The 18,817-nt window shown below is 73.7% G+C and carries 16 protein-coding genes and 1 tRNA gene; 9 read left to right on the top strand and 8 right to left on the bottom strand.

What is annotated here, in order from left to right; translation table 11 throughout:
• Nucleotides 1-54: 54 nt before the first annotated feature.
• Nucleotides 55-525 carry a RidA family protein gene (locus tag ACIQKA_RS24715; protein WP_383434670.1) on the bottom strand — a complete coding sequence of 157 codons (471 nt, stop codon included), beginning with the start codon at nt 523-525 and terminating at the stop codon, nt 55-57.
• Nucleotides 522-680 carry a DUF4177 domain-containing protein gene (locus tag ACIQKA_RS24720; protein ID WP_106969341.1) on the bottom strand — a complete coding sequence of 53 codons (159 nt, stop codon included), beginning with the start codon at nt 678-680 and terminating at the stop codon, nt 522-524. Before ACIQKA_RS24720 ends, ACIQKA_RS24715 begins: the two co-directional genes overlap by 4 nt.
• Before the next feature lie 183 nt (nt 681-863).
• Between ACIQKA_RS24720 and ACIQKA_RS24725 the strand changes: the two genes are divergently transcribed.
• Nucleotides 864-1,826, top strand: a complete 963-nt coding sequence (locus ACIQKA_RS24725; protein WP_383434673.1) for an ArsA family ATPase — start codon at nt 864-866, stop codon at nt 1,824-1,826.
• Nucleotides 1,827-1,981: 155 nt separating this feature from the next.
• Nucleotides 1,982-3,313, top strand: coding sequence for an ArsA family ATPase (locus tag ACIQKA_RS24730; RefSeq protein ID WP_402542419.1), 1,332 nt, complete (start codon nt 1,982-1,984; stop codon nt 3,311-3,313).
• Between the two features lie 208 nt (nt 3,314-3,521).
• Here ACIQKA_RS24730 and ACIQKA_RS24735 read toward each other — a convergent pair whose 3' ends face one another.
• The gene (locus ACIQKA_RS24735) at nt 3,522-3,866 is read right to left on the bottom strand and encodes a WhiB family transcriptional regulator (RefSeq protein WP_030206027.1); all 345 of its coding nucleotides are present in this window, start codon (nt 3,864-3,866) and stop codon (nt 3,522-3,524) included.
• Nucleotides 3,867-4,382: 516 nt separating this feature from the next.
• On the opposite strand from ACIQKA_RS24735, the gene ACIQKA_RS24740 reads away from it, so the two are divergent.
• The gene (locus tag ACIQKA_RS24740; protein WP_402542410.1) at nt 4,383-6,605 is read left to right on the top strand and encodes a transglycosylase domain-containing protein; all 2,223 of its coding nucleotides are present in this window, start codon (nt 4,383-4,385) and stop codon (nt 6,603-6,605) included.
• 96 nt (nt 6,606-6,701) lie between these two features.
• On the opposite strand, the gene ACIQKA_RS24745 is transcribed toward ACIQKA_RS24740, so the two are convergent.
• On the bottom strand, nt 6,702-7,166 hold the full coding sequence (locus ACIQKA_RS24745; protein WP_383150173.1) for a GatB/YqeY domain-containing protein: 465 nt from the start codon (nt 7,164-7,166) through the stop codon (nt 6,702-6,704).
• A 73-nt stretch (nt 7,167-7,239) separates the two neighbouring features.
• On the opposite strand from ACIQKA_RS24745, the gene ACIQKA_RS24750 reads away from it, so the two are divergent.
• Nucleotides 7,240-8,178 (top strand): metallophosphoesterase, encoded by a 939-nt coding sequence (locus tag ACIQKA_RS24750; protein ID WP_383150172.1) that lies wholly within the window; start codon nt 7,240-7,242, stop codon nt 8,176-8,178.
• A 99-nt stretch (nt 8,179-8,277) separates the two neighbouring features.
• Nucleotides 8,278-8,351 (top strand) — tRNA-Pro (locus ACIQKA_RS24755).
• A gap of 126 nt (nt 8,352-8,477) precedes the next feature.
• On the opposite strand, the gene ACIQKA_RS24760 is transcribed toward ACIQKA_RS24755, so the two are convergent.
• The gene (locus ACIQKA_RS24760; protein WP_383150170.1) at nt 8,478-9,356 is read right to left on the bottom strand and encodes a glycosyltransferase family 2 protein; all 879 of its coding nucleotides are present in this window, start codon (nt 9,354-9,356) and stop codon (nt 8,478-8,480) included.
• Nucleotides 9,357-9,573: 217 nt separating this feature from the next.
• Here ACIQKA_RS24760 and ACIQKA_RS24765 point away from each other — a divergent pair, with 217 nt between their 5' ends.
• Nucleotides 9,574-10,665, top strand: coding sequence for a protein kinase domain-containing protein (locus tag ACIQKA_RS24765; protein WP_383434678.1), 1,092 nt, complete (start codon nt 9,574-9,576; stop codon nt 10,663-10,665).
• A gap of 69 nt (nt 10,666-10,734) precedes the next feature.
• Here the strand turns inward: ACIQKA_RS24765 and ACIQKA_RS24770 are convergent, their stop codons facing one another.
• The gene (locus tag ACIQKA_RS24770) at nt 10,735-11,016 is read right to left on the bottom strand and encodes a hypothetical protein (RefSeq protein ID WP_383150166.1); all 282 of its coding nucleotides are present in this window, start codon (nt 11,014-11,016) and stop codon (nt 10,735-10,737) included.
• Nucleotides 11,017-11,193: 177 nt separating this feature from the next.
• Here ACIQKA_RS24770 and ACIQKA_RS24775 point away from each other — a divergent pair, with 177 nt between their 5' ends.
• A complete protein-coding gene (locus tag ACIQKA_RS24775) occupies nt 11,194-13,065 on the top strand; it encodes an alkyl sulfatase dimerization domain-containing protein (protein WP_391095696.1) in 1,872 nt (623 codons plus the stop codon).
• A gap of 19 nt (nt 13,066-13,084) precedes the next feature.
• Here ACIQKA_RS24775 and ACIQKA_RS24780 read toward each other — a convergent pair whose 3' ends face one another.
• A complete protein-coding gene (locus ACIQKA_RS24780; RefSeq protein ID WP_402542411.1) occupies nt 13,085-14,665 on the bottom strand; it encodes a tetratricopeptide repeat protein in 1,581 nt (526 codons plus the stop codon).
• A gap of 258 nt (nt 14,666-14,923) precedes the next feature.
• Here ACIQKA_RS24780 and ACIQKA_RS24785 point away from each other — a divergent pair, with 258 nt between their 5' ends.
• A complete protein-coding gene (locus tag ACIQKA_RS24785; RefSeq protein WP_391095700.1) occupies nt 14,924-15,958 on the top strand; it encodes an AsnC family transcriptional regulator in 1,035 nt (344 codons plus the stop codon).
• Here the strand turns inward: ACIQKA_RS24785 and ACIQKA_RS24790 are convergent.
• Nucleotides 15,955-16,803 carry a class I SAM-dependent methyltransferase gene (locus tag ACIQKA_RS24790; RefSeq protein WP_402542412.1) on the bottom strand — a complete coding sequence of 283 codons (849 nt, stop codon included), beginning with the start codon at nt 16,801-16,803 and terminating at the stop codon, nt 15,955-15,957. The genes ACIQKA_RS24785 and ACIQKA_RS24790 overlap by 4 nt on opposite strands.
• A 71-nt stretch (nt 16,804-16,874) precedes the next feature.
• Between ACIQKA_RS24790 and ACIQKA_RS24795 the strand changes: the two genes are divergently transcribed.
• The gene (locus tag ACIQKA_RS24795) at nt 16,875-18,719 is read left to right on the top strand and encodes a prolyl oligopeptidase family serine peptidase (protein WP_402542414.1); all 1,845 of its coding nucleotides are present in this window, start codon (nt 16,875-16,877) and stop codon (nt 18,717-18,719) included.
• Nucleotides 18,720-18,817 lie beyond the last annotated feature (98 nt).

An 18,817-nucleotide genomic window follows, 5' to 3' on the forward strand; every position in this document is an offset into this window, starting at 1 on the left:
CCGCGCGCCTGCCGTGGTCGGCCTTCGCGCGCCTGCCTGCGGCGCGAGGGGCGGTCAGGCCTCGGTCAGCTCGACCTGGATCTCGACCTCGACCGGCGCGTCGAGCGGCAGCACGGCCACGCCGACGGCGCTGCGCGCGTGCACGCCCTTCTCGCCGAGGACGGCGCCGAGCAGCTCGCTGGCACCGTTGACGACGCCCGGCTGCCCGGTGAAGTCGGCGGCGGAGGCGACGAAGCCGACGACCTTCACGACGCGCTTGACGCGGTCGAGGTCACCGGCGACCGACTTCACGGCCGCGAGGGCGTTGAGCGCGCACGTGGCGGCGAGCTGCTTGGCCTCCTCGGCGGTGACCTCGGCGCCGACCTTGCCGGTCACCGGGAGCTTGCCCGCCACCATCGGGAGCTGGCCCGAGGTGTGGACGTAGACGCCCGACTGCACGGCCGGCTGGTACGTGGCCAGCGGAGGGACGACCTCCGGCAGGGTCAGGCCCAGCTCGGCGAGCTTCGCCTCGACGGCCCCGCTCACGACTTGGGCCGCTTCAGGTAGGCCACGAGCTGCTCGGGGTTGTTCGGCCCGGGCACGACCTGGACGAGCTCCCAGCCGTCCTCGCCCCAGGTGTCCAGAATCTGCTTGGTCGCGTGCACCAGAAGCGGCACCGTGACGTACTCCCACTTGGTCATGGGCCCGACTGTATCCGCTGCCGCGGGGCGCTTCTCCGAGGCGGCTCTCCCGGCGGCCTCCCGGACGTCCCGCCGGCCGGCTCGCCGGAAGGACTCCCGCCGCGTCCCCGAGGCGCCCCCTAGGGAGCTTCTCGGGGGCGGCCTCCTGATTGGGCGCGGCCGCCAGTGGTTAGGCTCGACAGCGTGAGCAGGCTCCAGGTCGTCAGCGGCAAGGGCGGTACCGGTAAGACGACGGTCGCCGCCGCCCTCGCCCTCGCCCTCGCGACGGAGGGGAAGCGGACCCTCCTCGTCGAGGTCGAAGGCAGGCAGGGCATCGCACAGCTCTTCGAGACGGAGGCGCTTCCGTACGAGGAGCGCAAGATCGCCGTCGCCCCGGGCGGCGGGGAGGTGTTCGCGCTGGCGATCGACGCCGAGCGCGCGCTCCTCGACTACCTCCAGATGTTCTACAAACTGGGCAGCGCGGGACGGGCCCTGAAGAAGCTCGGCGCGATCGACTTCGCGACGACGATAGCGCCGGGCGTACGGGACGTCCTGCTGACCGGCAAGGCGTGCGAGGCGGTCCGGCGGCGGGAGAAGGACGGCCGCCCGACCTACGACCACGTGGTCATGGACGCGCCGCCCACCGGCCGCATCACCCGCTTCCTCAACGTCAACGACGAGGTGGCCGGCCTGGCCAGGATCGGCCCGATACACAACCAGGCGCAGGCCGTCATGCGGGTCCTCAAGTCCCCCGAGACGGCGGTCCACCTGGTGACCCTCCTGGAGGAGATGCCGGTCCAGGAGACGGCGGACGGCATCGAGGAGCTCCGCGCGGCCGAACTGCCGGTGGGGCGGGTCGTGGTGAACATGGTCCGGCCGCACGTCCTCGACGCCGCGGCGGTACGCGCCGCCTCCGGCGACCACCGGAAGGCGATCGCGAAGACCCTGGCCTCCGTCGGCGTCACGGGCTCCGCGCGGCTCGTCGAGCCGCTCCTCGACCAGGCGGCCGAGCACGCCCGGCGGGTGGAGCTGGAGCGGGCGCAGCGCGCCGTCCTGGACGGCATCGGCGTCCCCGCGTACGAGCTTCCGTACCTGGGGGACGGGGGAGACATCGCGGGGCTCTACCGGCTGGCGAAGGAACTGCGGAGGCAAGGGGTGGGCGCGTGACGGAGAAGACTGCGACCGCCGGCGCGGGCGGGACCGCCGACGGGCCCGGCGCGGCTCCCGTCCCGGCCGCCGACGGGATCGACGCGGCCCCCGTCCCGCCCTCCGACGGGCCCGGCGCCGCCCGGGCCGCCGGGGGGCTCGACACCGCTCCCGCCCTGGAGCTGGACCCGCTGCTCGACGACCGGGGCACCCGCATCATCGTCTGCTGCGGCGCGGGCGGGGTCGGCAAGACGACCACGGCGGCGGCACTCGGCGTGCGGGCGGCGGAGCGCGGGCGGCGCGTCGTCGTCCTCACCATCGACCCGGCCCGCCGCCTCGCGCAGTCGATGGGGATCGACTCCCTCGACAACACCCCGCGCAGGGTGGAGGGCATCAAGGGCTCCGACGGCGGCGAGCTGCACGCGATGATGCTCGACATGAAGCGGACCTTCGACGAGATCGTCGAGGCGCACGCGGACGCCGGGCGGGCCCGGGCGATCCTGGAGAACCCCTTCTACCAGTCCCTGTCGGCCGGCTTCGCCGGTACGCAGGAGTACATGGCGATGGAGAAGCTGGGCCAGCTGCGGGCGCGCGAGGAGTGGGACCTGATCGTCGTCGACACCCCGCCGTCCCGGTCCGCCCTGGACTTCCTGGACGCGCCGAAGCGGCTCGGGTCCTTCCTGGACGGGAAGTTCATCAAGCTGCTCATGGCCCCGGCGAAGGTGGGCGGCCGGGCCGGGATGAAGTTCCTGAACGTCGGCATGTCGATGATGACGGGGACGCTCGGAAAGCTGCTCGGGGGTCAGTTCCTCAAGGACGTGCAGACGTTCGTGGCGGCGATGGACACGATGTTCGGCGGTTTCCGGACCCGCGCGGACGCCACGTACAAGCTGCTCCAGGCGCCGGGCACGGCCTTCCTGGTGGTGGCCACGCCGGAGCGGGACGCGCTGCGCGAGGCCGCGTACTTCGTGGAGCGGCTGGCCGCCGAGGAGATGCCGCTGGCCGGTCTCGTCCTCAACCGCGTGCACGGCAGCGGGGCCCCAGGCCTGTCGGCGGAGCGGGCGCGGGCCGCCGCGGAAAATCTTGACGAGGGCCGCATTGTGGATCAGGGGGACGGGAAGACTGGTGAGCGTGGCTCCCCGGCCACCGACTCCGAGCCCTCCGAACTCGCCACCGCCGCCGCACCTGCCGTATCCGCCGGGTCCGAGGCTGCCCCCACAGCCACAGCCGACCCGGCCGCACAGCACGACGACGCCTCCGCCGTACGGAACGACGACACCGACGCCACCGACGTGGACGTACGGCACCTCACCGCCGGGCTCCTGCGTCTGCACGCCGAGCGCATGCGGGTCCTCGCGCGCGAGCGGCACACGCGTGACCGCTTCACCGCGCGCCACCCCGAGGTGGCCGTGGCGGAAGTGGCCGCCCTGCCCGGCGATGTGCACGACCTCGCCGGGCTGCGGGCCATCGGTGACCGGCTCACGGGCGGGCGAACGCCCTCGGCCTGAACCCGCCGCCACCGTCTCCGGGTCGCGCTCCGACGTCACTCCCCGAGCGACGTGATCCGACCGTCACTCTCCGGCCGTCGCGCTCCGAGCGGTCGCCCTCCGACCCCGGCCGTTCTCCGGCCGATCGTCCTCCGGCGATCCGTTTCCGGCCGGCCGCGTCCTCCGGCCGGTCGTACCCACCGTGTCGGGGGCGTGCGCCCCGGCGCGTTCAGCCGACCGCCGCGTACGCCTCGTACGTCGCGTCGTCGTCCATCGCCACGGGCAGCAGGCCCGCTCCCCGCTCGTACTCCGTGCGCGCGGTCTCCAGGAGCCGGCGCCACGAGGTGACGGTCGGTCTCCGGCGCAGCAGGGCGCGGCGCTCGCGCTCCGTCATCCCGCCCCACACGCCGAACTCCACGCGGTTGTCGAGGGCGTCGGCGAGGCACTCGGTCCGCACCGGGCATCCGGTGCACACCGCCTTCGCTCTGTTCTGCGCCGCTCCCTGCACGAAAAGTTCATCCGGATCGGTAGTGCGGCAGGCCGCCTGCGCACTCCAGTCAGCTACCCAGCCCATACCGGCGCCGTCCTCTCCCGAATCGAGGCTCCCCCACGGCGGCAGCGGCATATTCACCGCTGCCAGTTGGGACGTTACGGAAGGTGGGCACAGCGCAACACCCCCTTCGGGCCCAATCTTGAATGGCCCGAACGGACTATGCGTGCGCGTCAGATCACCCAGGGGAGTGATCGATGGACATGCGTGGGATAAAGGGCATACCTCGCGGATATGCCCTTCCGCGGCGGTGTCACTTCGGACACCGCGTGACGCATGAGCCGGAATCGGACACGAGCTTCCCGCGTTTCGGGGACACGGAAATTCATGCCGCCGTCACAACCGGGCCTTGTTGACGGACCGCACTGCTGTGACAGTTGTGAGCAGCTTAGGCCAACGCCTGTCCGCCTGTCCGGCGAATGGGAAGGCGGGCGCCCGGTGCCTCCGCACCACCCGTGGATGTCACGGTCCGGTACCCGAACGCTCCGAGAGGCCCCCGCTCCCGCTGTTCGCTCATGTCTACGGATTAGGCTGCCCCCCATGGCAAAGAAGCGCTCGGGCGGTGGTCTGACCGGGACCCAGCAGGCCGCCAAGTTCCTCGGTGTCAGTGTGCTCGCCGGAGCCGTGCTGGCAGGCATCGCCCTGCCCGCGGCCGGGGCACTCGGGCTGGCCGCGAAGGGCACGGTCGAGGGGTTCGACGAGATCCCCTCCAATCTGAAGACCCCGCCGCTGAGTCAGCGCACCAAGATCCTGGACTCCGAGGGCGGTCTGATCGCCACGGTGTACTCGCGGGACCGGACGGTCGTCCCGATCGAGAAGATCTCCCCGTACATGCAGAAGGCGATCGTCGCGATCGAGGACGGGCGCTTCTACGAGCACGGGGCGGTCGACCTCAAGGGCGTGCTGCGCGCGATCAACCGGAACGCGCAGTCCGGCGGGGTCTCCGAGGGCGCGTCGACGCTCACCCAGCAGTACGTGAAGAACGTCTTCGTCGAGGAGGCCGGCGACGACCCCGAGAAGGTCGCGCAGGCCACCCAGCAGACCATCGGCCGCAAGGTCCGCGAGCTGAAGTTCGCGATCCAGGTCGAGGAGGAGCTGGGCAAGAAGAAGATCCTGGAGAACTACCTCAACATCACGTTCTTCGGGCAGCAGGCGTACGGCATCGAGGCCGCCTCGCAGCGGTACTTCTCCAAGCACGCCGCCGACCTGAGCCTCGGCGAGGCGGCGATGATGGCCGGTCTCGTCCAGTCGCCCAGCCGCTACGACCCGATCAACGACGTCGAAGAGGCGACCAAGCGCCGCAACGTGGTCCTCCAGCGGATGGCCGACGTGAAGGACATCAGCCAGGCCGAGGCGGACGAGGCGAAGGCCGCCCCGCTGAAGCTGAAGGTGAAGACCCCGAAGAACGGCTGCATCACCGCCGTCCACGGCGCCGGCTTCTTCTGCGACTACGTCCGCAAGACGATCCTCACCGACCCGGTCTTCGGCAAGACGTCCGAGGAGCGCCAGAAGCTGTGGAACCTGGGCGGCCTCACCGTCAAGACCACGCTCAGCCCGCGCGCGCAGGCCGCCGCCAACGAGGCCGCCACCGCGAAGGTCGACAAGGACGACCCGGTCGCCGCCTCGGTGGTGCAGGTCCAGCCCGGCACCGGCAAGATCCTCTCGATGGGCCAGTCCCGCCCGTACGGCCTGGACCCGAAGAAGCACGAGACGACGCTCAACCTCGGCGTCGCCAACCGGATGGGCGGCAGCACCTACGGCTTCCAGGTCGGCTCGACCTTCAAGCCGATCACCGCCGCCGCGGCCCTGGAGAAGGGCATCAGCCCCGCCCAGACCTACACCACTCCGTGGAAGATCGAGCTGGAGAACAGCTCCTTCCGCACCTGCAAGGGCTCCCCCACCGGCTACGACAAGTGGGAGTTGCAGAACGAGCTGGAGGAGGAGGCCGGCACCTGGGACATGACGGGCGCGCTCGGCAAGTCCATCAACACCTACTTCGCGCTCCTGGAGCAGCAGACCGGCCTCTGCGAGACCGTGCAGATGGCGCGGAAGCTGGGCTACGAGCGCGGTGACGGCAAGCCGGTCGAGGAGAACCCCTCGATCACCCTCGGCGGCGAGGTCAGCACCCCGCTGTCGATGGCGTCCGCCTACGCGACCTTCGCCAACCGGGGCCTGTACTGCACCCCGGTCGCCATCGAGTCGATCAAGGCCGCCAACGGCGACAAGCTCAACGTGCCGCAGACGAAGTGCACGCGGGCGATGAGCGACCGGACCGCCGACACCATCAACCAGATGCTGAAGGGCGTCGTCGAGGACGGCACCGGCACGAAGGCCGGTCTGAGCGACCGCGACAACGCGGGCAAGACCGGTACGACCAACGACCGCATGGACGCCTGGTTCGTCGGCTACACCCCGAACCTCTCCACCGCGGTCTGGGTGGGCGACGACATCGGCAAGAAGGACACGTCGATGTTCAAGATCACCATCGGCGGCGAGTACTACCCCAAGGTCTGCGGCGGCTGCCTCCCCGGTCCGATCTGGAAGGTCGCGATGACGGGCGCGCTGGACGCCGGCGAGACGCCGTCCTTCAACACCGTCTCCGTGCCGCGGGCCGAGACGCCCGAGGACAAGGAGAAGGAGGGGGACCAGGGCCCGAACAAGCCCGGGAAGCCCAACAAGCCGAACAAGCCCCGCGACGGCAAGCCCGGCGACCGCCGGCCGAACATCCCCGGGATCACGCTCCCGCCGGGCATCTTCGACTGAGACCGGCGCCGGTACCCGTACCGGTGGACCTCCGAGCGCACGAGAGAGGGCGCCCCCGCACGACGGGGGCGCCCTCTCTCGCACTCCTGGCGGGGATCAGCCCGCGAGCAGCCTCTTCACGGCGGCGGCGACCCGGCCGCCCTCGGCCAGGCCGGCCACCTTCGGGTTCACGATCTTCATGACGGCGCCCATGGCGCGCGGACCCTCGGCGCCCGCCGCCCTCGCCTCCTCGACGGCCGCCGCGACGATCCCGTCGAGCTCCTCGTCACCGAGCTGCTTCGGCAGGTACGCGTCCAGGAGGACGCCCTCGGCCCGCTCGCGCTCGGCGGACTCGTGGCGACCGCCCTGCTCGAAGGCGTCCGCGGCCTCGCGGCGCTTCTTCGCCTCCTTCGCGATCACCTTCTGCACCTCGTCGTCGGAGAGTTCGCGCTTGGTCTTGCCCGCGACCTCCTCCTTGGTGATCGCGGTGATGGTCAGCCGCAGGGTCGAGGAGCGCAGTTCGTCGCGCTCCCTGATCGCGGCGTTGAGGTCGTCCTGGAGCTTCGCCTTGAGCGTGGTCATGACCCAAGTGTGGCAGGTGCCGCGCCCCGACCGCCCGCGCATTTCCCCCGCACGGGTCTGCGACGATGGGGGGATGCGCGCACGGTACGGGATCCCCCTGAAGATCACGGCAGGCCTCACGGCGACGGCCGCGGCCGGACTCGTCTACGCGGCGGGCTTCGAGGCCCGCTCCTTCCGGCTCCGCCGGGTGACGGTCCCGGTGCTCCCCCGGGGCATGGGCGACCTGCGGGTCCTCCAGGTCTCCGACATCCACATGGTGAGCGGCCAGCGCAAGAAGCGGGCCTGGCTCCAGTCGCTCGCCGGACTCCGCCCGGACCTCGTCGTCAACACCGGCGACAACCTCTCCGACACCGAGGCGGTGCCGGAGGTCCTGGACGCGCTCGGGCCGCTGATGGAGTTCCCGGGCGTGTACGTCTTCGGCTCCAACGACTACTACGGGCCCAAGCTGCGCAACCCCGCCCGCTACCTCCTGGAGAAGGCGCAGGGCCGCCACGGCCTCAACGGCAACAAGCCGGCCGTCGGCGTCGTCCACAACCCCTGGGAGGGGATGCGGGACGCCTTCGACGCGGCGGGCTGGGTGGACCTCACCAACACCCGGGGCCGGCTGAAGCTGTCGGGGGCCGAGCTGGCGTTCACCGGCCTGGACGACCCGCACATCAAGCGCGACCGGTACGCCCGGGTGGCGGGCGGCCCGGACCCGGACGCCGACTTCACGGTGGGCGTGGTCCACGCCCCGTACCTGCGCTCCCTGGACGCCTTCACGGCGGACGGGTACGAGCTGGTCCTGGCCGGGCACACCCACGGCGGCCAGCTCCGCGTCCCCCTCTACGGGGCGCTCGTCACCAACTGCGACCTGGACACGGACCGGGCGCGGGGCCTCTCCACCCACACGGTCGGCAGCCGCACGTCCTACCTGCACGTCTCGGCGGGCTGCGGCACCAACCGCTTCACCCCGGTCCGCTTCGCCTGCCCCCCGGAGGCCACCCTCCTCACCCTGACGGCCCGCCCCTGACCCCGGGGCGACGCCCCCGGATACCGGATTTCGCCTCAGCGCGCGCGTGGGCTAAAGTAATCGATGTCGCCGCGACGTGAACACGCAGAGCAGCGACATCGGGGTGTAGCGCAGCTTGGCAGCGCGCTTCGTTCGGGACGAAGAGGTCGTGGGTTCAAATCCCGCCACCCCGACAGCCGAAACAGCAGGTCAGGCGGTCACTGGATACAGTGACCGCCTGACCTGTTTCTGTTGTCCTTCTCGACGGGCGGTGCCGCGGGGGCCGCGGTGCGGAACGCCGCGGCCCCGCCCGGGCCCCGCTAGATCACCGGCGGCCGCCCCAGCCGCGTCATGCGCAGGACCGTCGACCAGCGGATCGGGGTGCGGGGGCCGGCCGGGCGGCGGACGCCCTCGGCGAAGCCGGCGAACCAGGCGCCGAGGCCCGGGAGCGAGCGGGTGCGGGCCACCGTGAGGAGGGTCCAGACGCCGAGGTAGACGGGGACGAGGAGGGCCGGGAGGTTCCGCTTGGCCAGCCAGACGCGGTTGCGGGCCGTCATGCGGTAGTAGACGGCGTGCCGGGCCGGGCTGGTCCTCGGGTGCTGGAGGAGGAGCTTCGGCTCGTAGACGACCTTCCAGCCCGCGTCCAGGGCCCGCCAGGCGAGGTCCGTCTCCTCGTGGGTGAAGAAGAACTCCTCCGGCCAGCCGCCGATCGCGTCGAGCATCCGCATCGACAGGCCGTGGCCGCCGCCCAGGAAGGTCGTCACCTCGCCGCCGCGCAGCGGGTCCTTCGCCCCGAGGCGGGGCACGTGGCGGCGCTGGGTCTCGCCGGTCTCGTCCGCGATGCGGAACGAGACGACGCCGAGCGCCGGGTCCCCGTCGTACAGGTCCGCGAGGCGGCGGAAGACGTCCCGGTCGACGAGGAGGCCGTCGTCGTCGAGGTCCACCACCACGTCCACGTCGCCGAAGGAGCGGAGCGTCTCGATCGCGACGTTCCGGCCGCCCGACACCCCCCGGTTCTCGGGCAGTTCGACCCCGGTCACGCCCTCGGGCAGCTCCGGGAGCGTTCCCGTGCCGTTGCCGACGACCACGATCCGGGCGGCCGGCTCGTCCTGGGCCGCCACGGCGTCGAGCAGCGCCCGCAGTTCGGCCGGGCGCGTGCCCATCGTCAGTACCGCCACGCCGATACGCGGTCGCGCCACGATCCGCTCCGTTCCTCGCAGGCCACAGGTCCTCGCGGGCCCCGAAGGCCCCACGGGCCGCGATGCTAGCCGCCCCCGACACCTCGCGTTCATCCGCACCACGCATGTCGTGCACCGAGGGGGCGTTCGGGGGGAGCGCGGCGAGGAGCGCGATCGCGCGGCTCTACGCTGGTTTCCTTCCGTCAGGTTGATCGATCTTCGAAAGGGTGGTCTCCAGGTGCTGGTCGCGGACCGATATCGGCTTCACGTGTGTATCGGCCGGGGCGGCATGGGCGAGGTGTGGCAGGCCACCGACGAGGTCCTCGGCCGGGCCGTGGCCGTGAAGCTGATGCTGGCGAACGCGGCCGACCCCTCCGCGGGCGACCGGTTCCGCCTGGAGGCGCAGACCGCCGCCCGGCTGAGCCACCCGCACGTGGTGGGCGTCTTCGACTTCGGCACGTGGGACGGGAAGCTGTTCCTCGTCATGGAGCTGGTCGAGGGCGACAGCCTCGCCGGAAGCCCCTCCGACCCCCTGGTCCTGCCGCCCGAGCGGGTCGCCGTCGTCGCCGCGCACGCCGCCGCCGGGCTCGCGGCCGCGCACCGGCAGGGCGTGGTGCACCGGGACATCAAGCCGGGGAACCTGCTCATCGACGCCGAAGGGACGGTGAAGCTGGCCGACTTCGGCATCGCCCGCTTCGTCGACGACCCCTCGGCCGCGCTCACGACGACCGGTCAGATCGTGGGCACCGGGCTCTACCTGGCGCCCGAGCGGGCCCTCGGGCAGCCCGCCTCGCCCGCGTCGGACGTGTACTCGCTGGGCTGCGTGCTCTACCAACTGCTGACCGGAAGACCCCCGTTCAACGCGGACACCGCGACCGCCCTGCTCTACCAGCACATCGACACCCCGCCGGCGCCGCCCGCGCACCTCGGGGTCGCGCTGCCCGCCGAGTTCGAGTCGTACCTGCTGAGCCTGCTGGCCAAGCAGCCGGAGCAGCGTCCCTCCGCGCAGGCCATCGCCGACTGGTTCTCCTCCGGTGCCTGGCGCTCCCGCCACCAGGCCCCGTCCGCCCCGGGGCCGCGCCGCTCCGCCGGGTCCGCGCCCGCCTCCCGCCGCGCCCCCGCCCCCGCCTCCCGGCGCGCCTCCGCCCCCGCTCCCGCCCCGCAGACGACGGCCAGGGCCGCCGCGCCCTCCTCCCGGCGGCGCGAGCGCCCGACCCCGGCCGGCGGGCTCGCGGAGCTCTCCCGGCGCCGCCCCCGCAAGACGGCCGCCGTGGCCGGTGCCATCGCCTTCGTGGTCTTCATGATCATCGGGATGGCCTGGCTCTCCTGAGGCGGCCGCCCCGCCCCACGGCCCTGCCGCTCGACACGGCCCGAGAGGTCCGCGCGCGGCCCCGGCCCCTCAGTACGCCCTCGGTGCCATCACCAGGGGATCTCCCCCGTCCGCCGGGACCAGCAGGCAGCGCGGTACGCCGGGGCCCGCCGCCACCCGTACCGTCGCCGTCGTCGGCGGGTCGGTCGGCAGCTCGACCGGGAGGGCGACCTGACGCTCGTGCCCGATCCCGGCCCGGGCGGTCTCCTTGCCGTCGACGAGCACGTCGACGACCGCCGAGTGCCCCGTCTCCACCGTCACGGAGACCGAGTGCCCGAGGTGGTCGACGTGGAAGTGGTGCCGTCGTCCCATGAGTCACCTCCGTACCTCCCAGAGTAGGTACGGCCCGCTCCTCCCGCCCCTCCCCAACCTCCCGCCCCGGCATGCGGGCACGGGGGCACGGTGGTCAGATGGACCGGTACACGTCTGGACGAACCACCACGTACCGGTACGGCGAGCACCGCCCGTGCGGAACGGAGCACCCCGCCCATGAACGACACCCTCCCCTCGTTCGAGGACACGACGGACTTCGAGAACGCCGACCGGGGCTTCCTCGCCGCCCTCGTTCCCGGCGCGGTCGCGGACGACGGCGGGCGGACGGTCTGGGACGGCGACGCCTACCGGTTCCTGGAGGCGGACTGCCCCGACACCGCGCACCCCAGCCTCTGGCGCCAGTCGCGGCTCTGCGCCAGGCAGGGGCTCTACGAGGTCACCGAGGGCGTCTACCAGGTGCGGGGCCTCGACCTGTCGAACATGACGCTCGTCGAGGGCGGGCGCGGGGTCGTCGTCATCGACCCCCTCATCTCCACGGAGACCGCCGCCGCGGCCCTCGCCCTCTACCGCGAGCACCGCGGCGACCGCCCGGTCACCGGCCTGATCTACACCCACTCCCACGGCGACCACTTCGGCGGCGCCCGGGGCGTCCTCCCGCACGGCACCGAGGAGGGCGTGCCCGTCCTCGCCCCGGCCGGCTTCCTGGAGCACGCCGTCAGCGAGAACGTGTACGCGGGCAACGCCATGACCCGCCGGGCGGGCTACATGTACGGCGCCAACCTGCCGAAGGCGCCGGACGGCCAGATCGGCGCCGGACTCGGCCAGACCACCTCCATCGGCACCATCAGCCTGATCCCGCCGACCGTGGACGTCACGGAGACCGGCCAGGAGGAGACGGTCGACGGCGTGCGGATCGTCTTCCAGCTCACGCCGGGCACCGAGGCCCCGGCCGAGATGAACTTCCTCTTCCCCGACCTCCACGCCCTGTGCCTGGCCGAGAACGCCACGCACAACATGCACAACGTCCTGACCCTGCGCGGCGCGGTCGTCCGGGACGCCCGGGTCTGGTCCGCGTACCTCGACGAGGCGATCGAGTACTTCCACGGGCGGTACGACGTCGCCTTCGCCTCCCACCACTGGCCGACCTGGGGCCACGACGAGGTGGTGCGGTTCCTGACCGAACAGCGCGACCTCTACGCGTACCTGCACGACCAGACGCTGCGGCTGCTCAACGAGGGCCTCACCGCGCCGGAGATCGCCGAGACGATCGAACTGCCGCCGGCGCTCGCCCGCGCCTGGCACGCGCGCGGGTACTACGGCTCCCTGAACCACAACGCGAAGGCGGTCTACCAGCGCTACCTGGGCTGGTTCGACGGCAACGCGGCCCACCTGTGGGAGCACCCGCCGGTCGAACTCGCGAAGCGGTACGTGGCGGTGGCGGGCGGCCCCGCCGAGACCCTGGCCAAGGCACGCGCGTACGTGGAGGAGGGCGACCTGCGGTTCGCCGCGACCCTCCTGAACCACCTGGTCTTCGCCACCGCGCCGGAGGTCCCCGTCGGCGAGGAGCGCCCGGCGAGCGCGGTCCACGAGGAGGCCAAGGAGGCGCTCGCCGGGGTCTACGAACGGCTGGGGCACGGCTCCGAGAACGGCCCCTGGCGCAACTTCTACCTGACCTCGGCGCAGGAGCTCCGGCAGGGGGCCGGGGGCGAGGTCATCGACACCACCAACCCCGAGATGGCGGCGGCCCTCACCGTCCCCATGCTGGTCGACTCGCTCGCCGTCGCGATCGACGGGCCGCGCGCCTGGGACGACGACCTGACCCTCGACCTGGTCCTGACGGACGACCCGGAGGGCGGACGGAGGCGCCTCACCCTGCACAACGGCGCCCTCACCCACCGGACGGTCACCGACCCCCGGACGCCCGCCGGGCTCACCCTGACCCTGTCCAAGCCACAGCTCCTCGGGCTGCTCGCCGGGCAGGGGCCCGCGGAGCTCGGGGTCGGGGTGGAGGGCGACCCGGCCCTGCTCGGCCGCCTCCTGTCGTACGTGACGAAGCCCGATCCGCTGTTCCCGATCGTGACGCCGTGATCCCGCGGGAGCGCGGAACCTAGAACTCCTCGGAGAGGGCGAACAGGCCCAGGTGCGCGCCCTCTTCGTACGCCCGGCGCAGTTCCGCCGTGCCGAGCGCCTCCCGCAGGGACCGCTCGCTGCGCTTCCGCGCCGCCGCGCTGGAGGCCGCCGGGCGGTGGGCCTCGCCGAAGACGGAGCTCCGCAGCACGTCCACGGCGCCCAGGAGGTGGGCCGCCGAGACGGGCCTGCCGGTCGCGATCCGCAGCTCCGCGAGGAGCTCGGCCGCGCAGGACGCCCCCGCCGCCGAGCCGAGCGCCAGATGGGCGCGGAGCGCCCGCCGGGCATGGTCGGCGGCCCTCCCCCGCTCCCCGTCCCCGGCGAGGAGCTCGGCGCGCGCGTGGTGCGCCCAGGCCTCGGCCCACAGGTCCCGCCCCGACCAGGCCCACCGCCCCGCCCGTTCGAGCGGCAGCCGGTCCAGGGCCTCCCGCGCCGACTCCGGATCGGTGCGGGCGAGGGCGAGGGCGAGTCCGGCCCAGGCCGGTTCGCGGCCGGGGCCGAACTCCGGGGACTCCTCCGTCAGTGCCAGCGCCTCCCGGAACTCGGCCGCCGCCGCGCGCGTGCGCCCCCGGTGGAGGGCGGTGGAGCCGCGGAGCTGCGCGAGCAGGCCCAGGCAGCGGTCGTCGCCGTCCCGCACGGCCGCCGCCCAGGCCCGGACGAGGAGCGGATCGGCGTCCTCGGGGCGGCCCGCCTCCAGCTCCAGGTGGGCGGCGAGCCACAGGGCGCGGGCCGGCGGCGGCCCGGGGTGCAGGGCGAGGGCGTGCCGCAACCGGGTCCGGCCCTCGGCGACCCGTCCGCAGACCGCCCACAGGAACCACAGGGAGACCACGATCTCGACGGCCGTGCCGTCCTCGGCGCCCGGGGACGGCGGGGCGGTCGTGGGGTCCATGGCGACGGCCAGGTCCGGGAGTTCCCGCAGGGCGAGGTCGCGGGCGTCGAGCTGCCGGCCGCTCTGCCACCGGTCGGCGGCCCGCCGGGCGAGCCGGGCGCACCACCTGCGGTGGTGCAGGACGACGGACCGGCGGTCGCCGCGCGCGGTGAGCCTGCGGGCGCCCACCGCGCGCACGGGGAGCGGCATCCAGTAGCGGGGCTCGTCCTCCTCGCCCTCGAACAGGTCGTCGACGGGCAGCAGCGCGAGGGGGGCGAGCCGGTCCAGGGCCGCCCGGACCCGTGCCGGGGAGAGCGTGCCGGAGGCGCACACCTCGCGGACGGCGTCCCGGCAGAAGGCGCCCTCGAAGACGGAGAGCCGCTCCCAGAGGAGGCGTTCGTCCGGGCCGCAGCGGGCGTACCCGCTCTCGGCGGCGGCGAGTTGGCCGGCGGTCACCGGCTCGCCCCAGAGCAGCTCGGTCCCGGCGGGGTCCCCGGCTCCGGCGCCCCGGACGCCCCCGGCGCCTCCTCCGGCGTTCCCGGTGCCTCCTGCGCCGTTCCCGGCTTCCCCGACGTCCCCGGGATCCCCGGCGTCCCCGGCCTCCCGGACGCGGCCGATGCGCCGGACGCGCCCGGTCGTGCCGCCGGCCGGGCGACCGGCCGGACGGCCCTTCTCCCGCAGGTGCCTCGTCATCCCCGCCCTTCCCGGTTCACGCGCGCGCGTGGGGTGTGTGCCGTGGAGCCCCGGCCCGCGCGGCGGCCCTTCGTGCCCGTGGCCCGCCGCATCCGCGGCCGCCGCACGGACCGTAACCCGCCCGCCGTGTTGGCGCGTTGTGCCCGGCGTCATGGCGGAGGCCGTCGCCACGGGATTGAATGCACGTGCCCCGGTGCCCATCCTGGGGCGCCTCGGAACCCACAGGCCGGGTTTTCCGGGGATCGGCCAAGGAGGCACATGGATACCGGGGAATCCGTCCTGGGAGAGGCGGATCTGGCGCTGATCCACGCACTGCAGATGGCCCCGCGCGCCAGCTGGACCCAGCTCTCGGCCGTCCTGGAGGCGAGCCCGGACACCCTCGCCCGCCGCTGGGAGCACCTCAGCGGCAACGGCTACGCCTGGAGTTCCCTGCTCGTCGCCCGGCACGGCAAGGAGGCCACCCTGTACGCGTGGGTGGAGCTGGAGTGCGTCGCCGGGGCCATCGAGGCCACCGCGGGCGAGCTCTCGGAGGACCCCTGCACCCTCGGCGTCCACCAGGTGACCGGCGACGCCGACCTGGTGCTGCTCGTCGCCTCCCCCGACCTCCACGCCCTCGACGCCTACCTCGCCGGCCGGGTGCGGCGCCTGCCCGGGGTGCTCAGGTGCCGCGCGCAGGTCGTCACGCGGCTGCACAACCGCCCGTACCGGTCGCGGATCGACCAGCTCACCCCCGGTCAGATCCAGCACCTCACGGAGCTGACGGGCGGGGACCGGCGGAACAGGACCCACGCGCGCGCGTACCCGCGCGTCACCGATCTGGACCGGCGGATCGTCGCGGAGCTGGCGGGGGACGCCCGCCGCAGCGCCGCCGAGCTCGCCCGGCGGTGCGGCGCGAGCGAGTCGACGGTGCGGCGCAGGCTGGACGTCCTGGCGGCGTCCGGCGCGTTCCACCACCACTGCCTGCCCGCGCCGCGCTTCTCCGGGCGCCCGGTGTGGGCGCTGGTCACGGCGGACGTCCCTCCCCTGGAGGTGCCGGAGACGGTCGCCGCGCTCGGCCGGCTGCGCCAGACCCGGCTGGTCACCTCGGTCACCGGACCGCACAACCTGGCGCTCGCGATGTGGCTGCGTACCGTCGACGAGCTGCACGAGGTGACGGCGGTGCTCGTACGGGCCGCCCCGGCGCTGCGGATCACGGGCACCGCGCTCTCGCTGCGCACGCACAAGGTCGGGGCGCAGGTCCTCGGCCCGGACGGGCGGCGGACGCACCACGTGCGCCCGGAGGAGAGGCCCTAGGGCCCGTCCGGCCCCGGCCTGCCGGACGCGCCCCGGGGCCGGTCCGGGCGGGACGCCCTGACCGAGTACATCAGCGGGACGCGGGGGCGGTCCGCCGGGAAGCGGTAGCAGCCGTCCTCGTGCCGCTGGAGGGTGCCGTAGCGGGGGACGGACGAGACGTCGTGCTCGTGCAGGAAGTCGATCCGCAGGCCCGCCCGCGCGAGCGCCGTGACGACCTCGCCGACCGGGTGCGCCCGGTCCGCGCCGGAGTCGGCGTGCGCGCCGGGGGCGGTGTCCGTCCACGGGTCGCGGACGAAGTAGTCGCGCACGACCCGGCTGCCGGTCTCGTCGTCGAGCGAGTCGGCCAGCGGATGGAACTCGGCGAGGTAGAGGAAGCCGCCGGGGGCGACGAGCGAGGCGGCGGTCTCCGCCCAGCGCTCGGCGTCGGGCAGCCGGCGCAGCGCCCCGCCGCCGGTGTAGACGACGTCGTACGAGCCGTCGGGGACGGCCTCGGCCGCGTCGTACACGTCGGCGGCGACGAAGGCGGCCCGGTCCTGCGTGAGGCCCAGGTCGGCGGCGAGCGAGCGGGCGGTCTCGACGGCCCGCTCGGAGGGGTCGAGGCCGACGACGTGGGCGGCGCCCCGCCGGGCCCAGGAGAGGGTCTCCAGGCCGGTGCGGCACTGCAGGTGCAGCAGGGTGCGCCCGGTGACGTCCCCGACCTCCGCGACCTCGAAGCCCCGCAGGACGTCCTCGCCCGCGCGGAAGGCGTCGAGGTCGTGCGGGGGGCCGGCCGCGTGGGCCGGGACGCGCTCGTCCCAGTCCTCCCCGTCGGCCCCGTACCTCTCCTCGGGGGTCGGATCGTGCATGTCGGCGAGGTTATCCACAGGTTGCGGAGCACGCGACCCGGTGGCCCTCCGCCCGGAGCATGATGGGTGCCATGACTGAGAGCAGGAACCCCGAGAACCCCGAGAATCCCGAGAGCACCGAGAGCACCGACGCACCCGTCTGGGAGCGGCGCTTCCGCGCGCCCCGCGTCTCCCTGCCCGAGTGGGCCGAGGAGGCGCCGGACCGCTCGCTGTTCGTGTCCAACGCGACGGGGACGTACGAGCTGTACGCGTGGGACCGGGCGACCGGCGGGCAGCGGCAGGTCACGGACCGGCCGAACGGGACGACGGACGGGACGCTGTCCCCGGACGGCGCGTGGGTCTGGTGGTTCGCGGACACCGACGGGGACGAGTTCGGGGTGTGGATGCGGCAGCCGTTCGCGGGCGGCGCGGACGAGCCGGCCGTGCCGGACCTGGCCCCCTCCTATCCGGCCGGGCTCGCGATCGGCCGGGAGGGCACGGTCGTGGTGGGCCGCTCCACGGACGAGGACGGCTCGACGGTCCACCTCGTGCGGCCCGGGGGCGGCGCCCCGGTCGAGATCTACCGGCACCGGGAGTCGGCCGGGGTCGGCGACCTGTCGTACGACGGCTCGCTCGTCGCGGTCGAGCACACCGAGCACGGGGACGCGATGCACTCGGCGCTGCGGGTCCTGCGCGCCTCCGACGGGAGCACGGTCGCGGAGCTCGACGACACCGAGGGCGGCACGGAGGAGCTGGGCCTCACCGTCCTCGGCTTCGCCCCGGCCGCCGGCGACACCCGGCTGCTCGTCGGCCACCAGCGGCGCGGGCGCTGGGAGCCGATGCTCTGGGACGTGGCGACGGGCGACGAGACCGATCTGCGGCTCGACCTGCCGGGCGACGTGTCGGCGGAGTGGTACCCGGACGGCTCGGGCCTGCTGATCGTGCACGGCTTCGAGGCCCGCAGCGAGCTGTGGCGGTACGAGATCGCGACCGGCGCCCTGGTGCGGGTGGACACCCCGGCCGGTTCGGTGTCGAGCGCGACGGCCCGGCCGGACGGCAGCGTGGAGTACCTGTGGTCCTCGGCCGCCGAGCCGCCCGTGGTGCGCTCCACGGACGGCGGGGTCGTCCTGGACCCGCCCGGCCCGAAGGCGCCGCCGTCGCTGCCGGTGGAGGACGTGTGGGTGGAGGGCCCCGGCGGCAGGGTCCACGCGCTCGTGCAGCGCCCGGCGGAGGGCGAGGGCCCGTTCCCGACGGTCTTCGAGGTGCACGGCGGCCCGGCCTGGCACGACAGCGACGCCTTCGCGTCGGGCCCGGCGGCCTGGCTGGACCACGGGTACGCGGTGGTGCGGGTCAACTACCGGGGCTCGACGGGGTACGGCCGGGAGTGGACGGACGCGCTGAAGCACCGGGTCGGCCTGATCGAGCTGGAGGACGTCGACGCGGTCCGGACGTGGGCGGTGGAGAGCGGGCTCGCGGACCCGGAGCGGCTCGTCCTGTCCGGCGGCTCGTGGGGCGGCTATCTGACGCTCCTCGGTCTCGGCACCCAGCCGGACGTCTGGGCGGTCGGGCTCGCGGCGGTCCCGGTCGCGGACTACGTGACGGCGTACGAGGACGAGATGGAGGCCCTGAAGGCGCTGGACCGGACGCTCCTGGGCGGTTCGCCGGAGGAGGTGCCCGAGCGGTACGCGGCCTCGTCGCCGCTGACGTACGTGGACGCGGTGAAGGCCCCGGTGCACATCTCGGCCGGGGTCAACGACCCGCGCTGCCCGATCCGCCAGATCGACAACTACGTCGACCGGCTCGCGGCCCGGGGCGCGGTGCACGAGGTGTACCGGTACGACGCGGGCCACGGCTCCCTGGTGGTGGAGGAGCGGATCAAGCAGGTCGCCCTGGACCTGGCGTTCGCCGCGAAGCACCTGGGGACCCGGCCGGTCTAGGGGGTGTGTCGAAAGTAGCGCCGTCTGCCCGGAGGGCAGGCCCGGCGGTGTCCGGTGCGTGCGATCGCAAGGCGGAGGGTCGCCCCGATACCGGTTGT

The organism is Streptomyces sp. NPDC092045 (genome assembly GCF_044756005.1).
Classification (GTDB): Bacteria; Actinomycetota; Actinomycetes; order Streptomycetales; family Streptomycetaceae; genus Streptomyces.

Coding starts and splice junctions, on each gene's coding strand:
- ACIQKA_RS24735 (WP_030206027.1), bottom strand. CDS start 3,866: ATGGGCTGGGTAGCTGACTGGAGTGCGCAGGCGGCCTGCCGCACTACC.
- ACIQKA_RS24785 (WP_391095700.1), top strand. CDS start 14,924: ATGGATACCGGGGAATCCGTCCTGGGAGAGGCGGATCTGGCGCTGATC.
- ACIQKA_RS24745 (WP_383150173.1), bottom strand. CDS start 7,166: ATGACCACGCTCAAGGCGAAGCTCCAGGACGACCTCAACGCCGCGATC.
- ACIQKA_RS24795 (WP_402542414.1), top strand. CDS start 16,875: ATGACTGAGAGCAGGAACCCCGAGAACCCCGAGAATCCCGAGAGCACC.
- ACIQKA_RS24775 (WP_391095696.1), top strand. CDS start 11,194: ATGAACGACACCCTCCCCTCGTTCGAGGACACGACGGACTTCGAGAAC.
- ACIQKA_RS24790 (WP_402542412.1), bottom strand. CDS start 16,803: ATGCACGATCCGACCCCCGAGGAGAGGTACGGGGCCGACGGGGAGGAC.
- ACIQKA_RS24770 (WP_383150166.1), bottom strand. CDS start 11,016: ATGGGACGACGGCACCACTTCCACGTCGACCACCTCGGGCACTCGGTC.
- ACIQKA_RS24780 (WP_402542411.1), bottom strand. CDS start 14,665: ATGACGAGGCACCTGCGGGAGAAGGGCCGTCCGGCCGGTCGCCCGGCC.
- ACIQKA_RS24750 (WP_383150172.1), top strand. CDS start 7,240: ATGCGCGCACGGTACGGGATCCCCCTGAAGATCACGGCAGGCCTCACG.
- ACIQKA_RS24720 (WP_106969341.1), bottom strand. CDS start 680: ATGACCAAGTGGGAGTACGTCACGGTGCCGCTTCTGGTGCACGCGACC.
- ACIQKA_RS24740 (WP_402542410.1), top strand. CDS start 4,383: ATGGCAAAGAAGCGCTCGGGCGGTGGTCTGACCGGGACCCAGCAGGCC.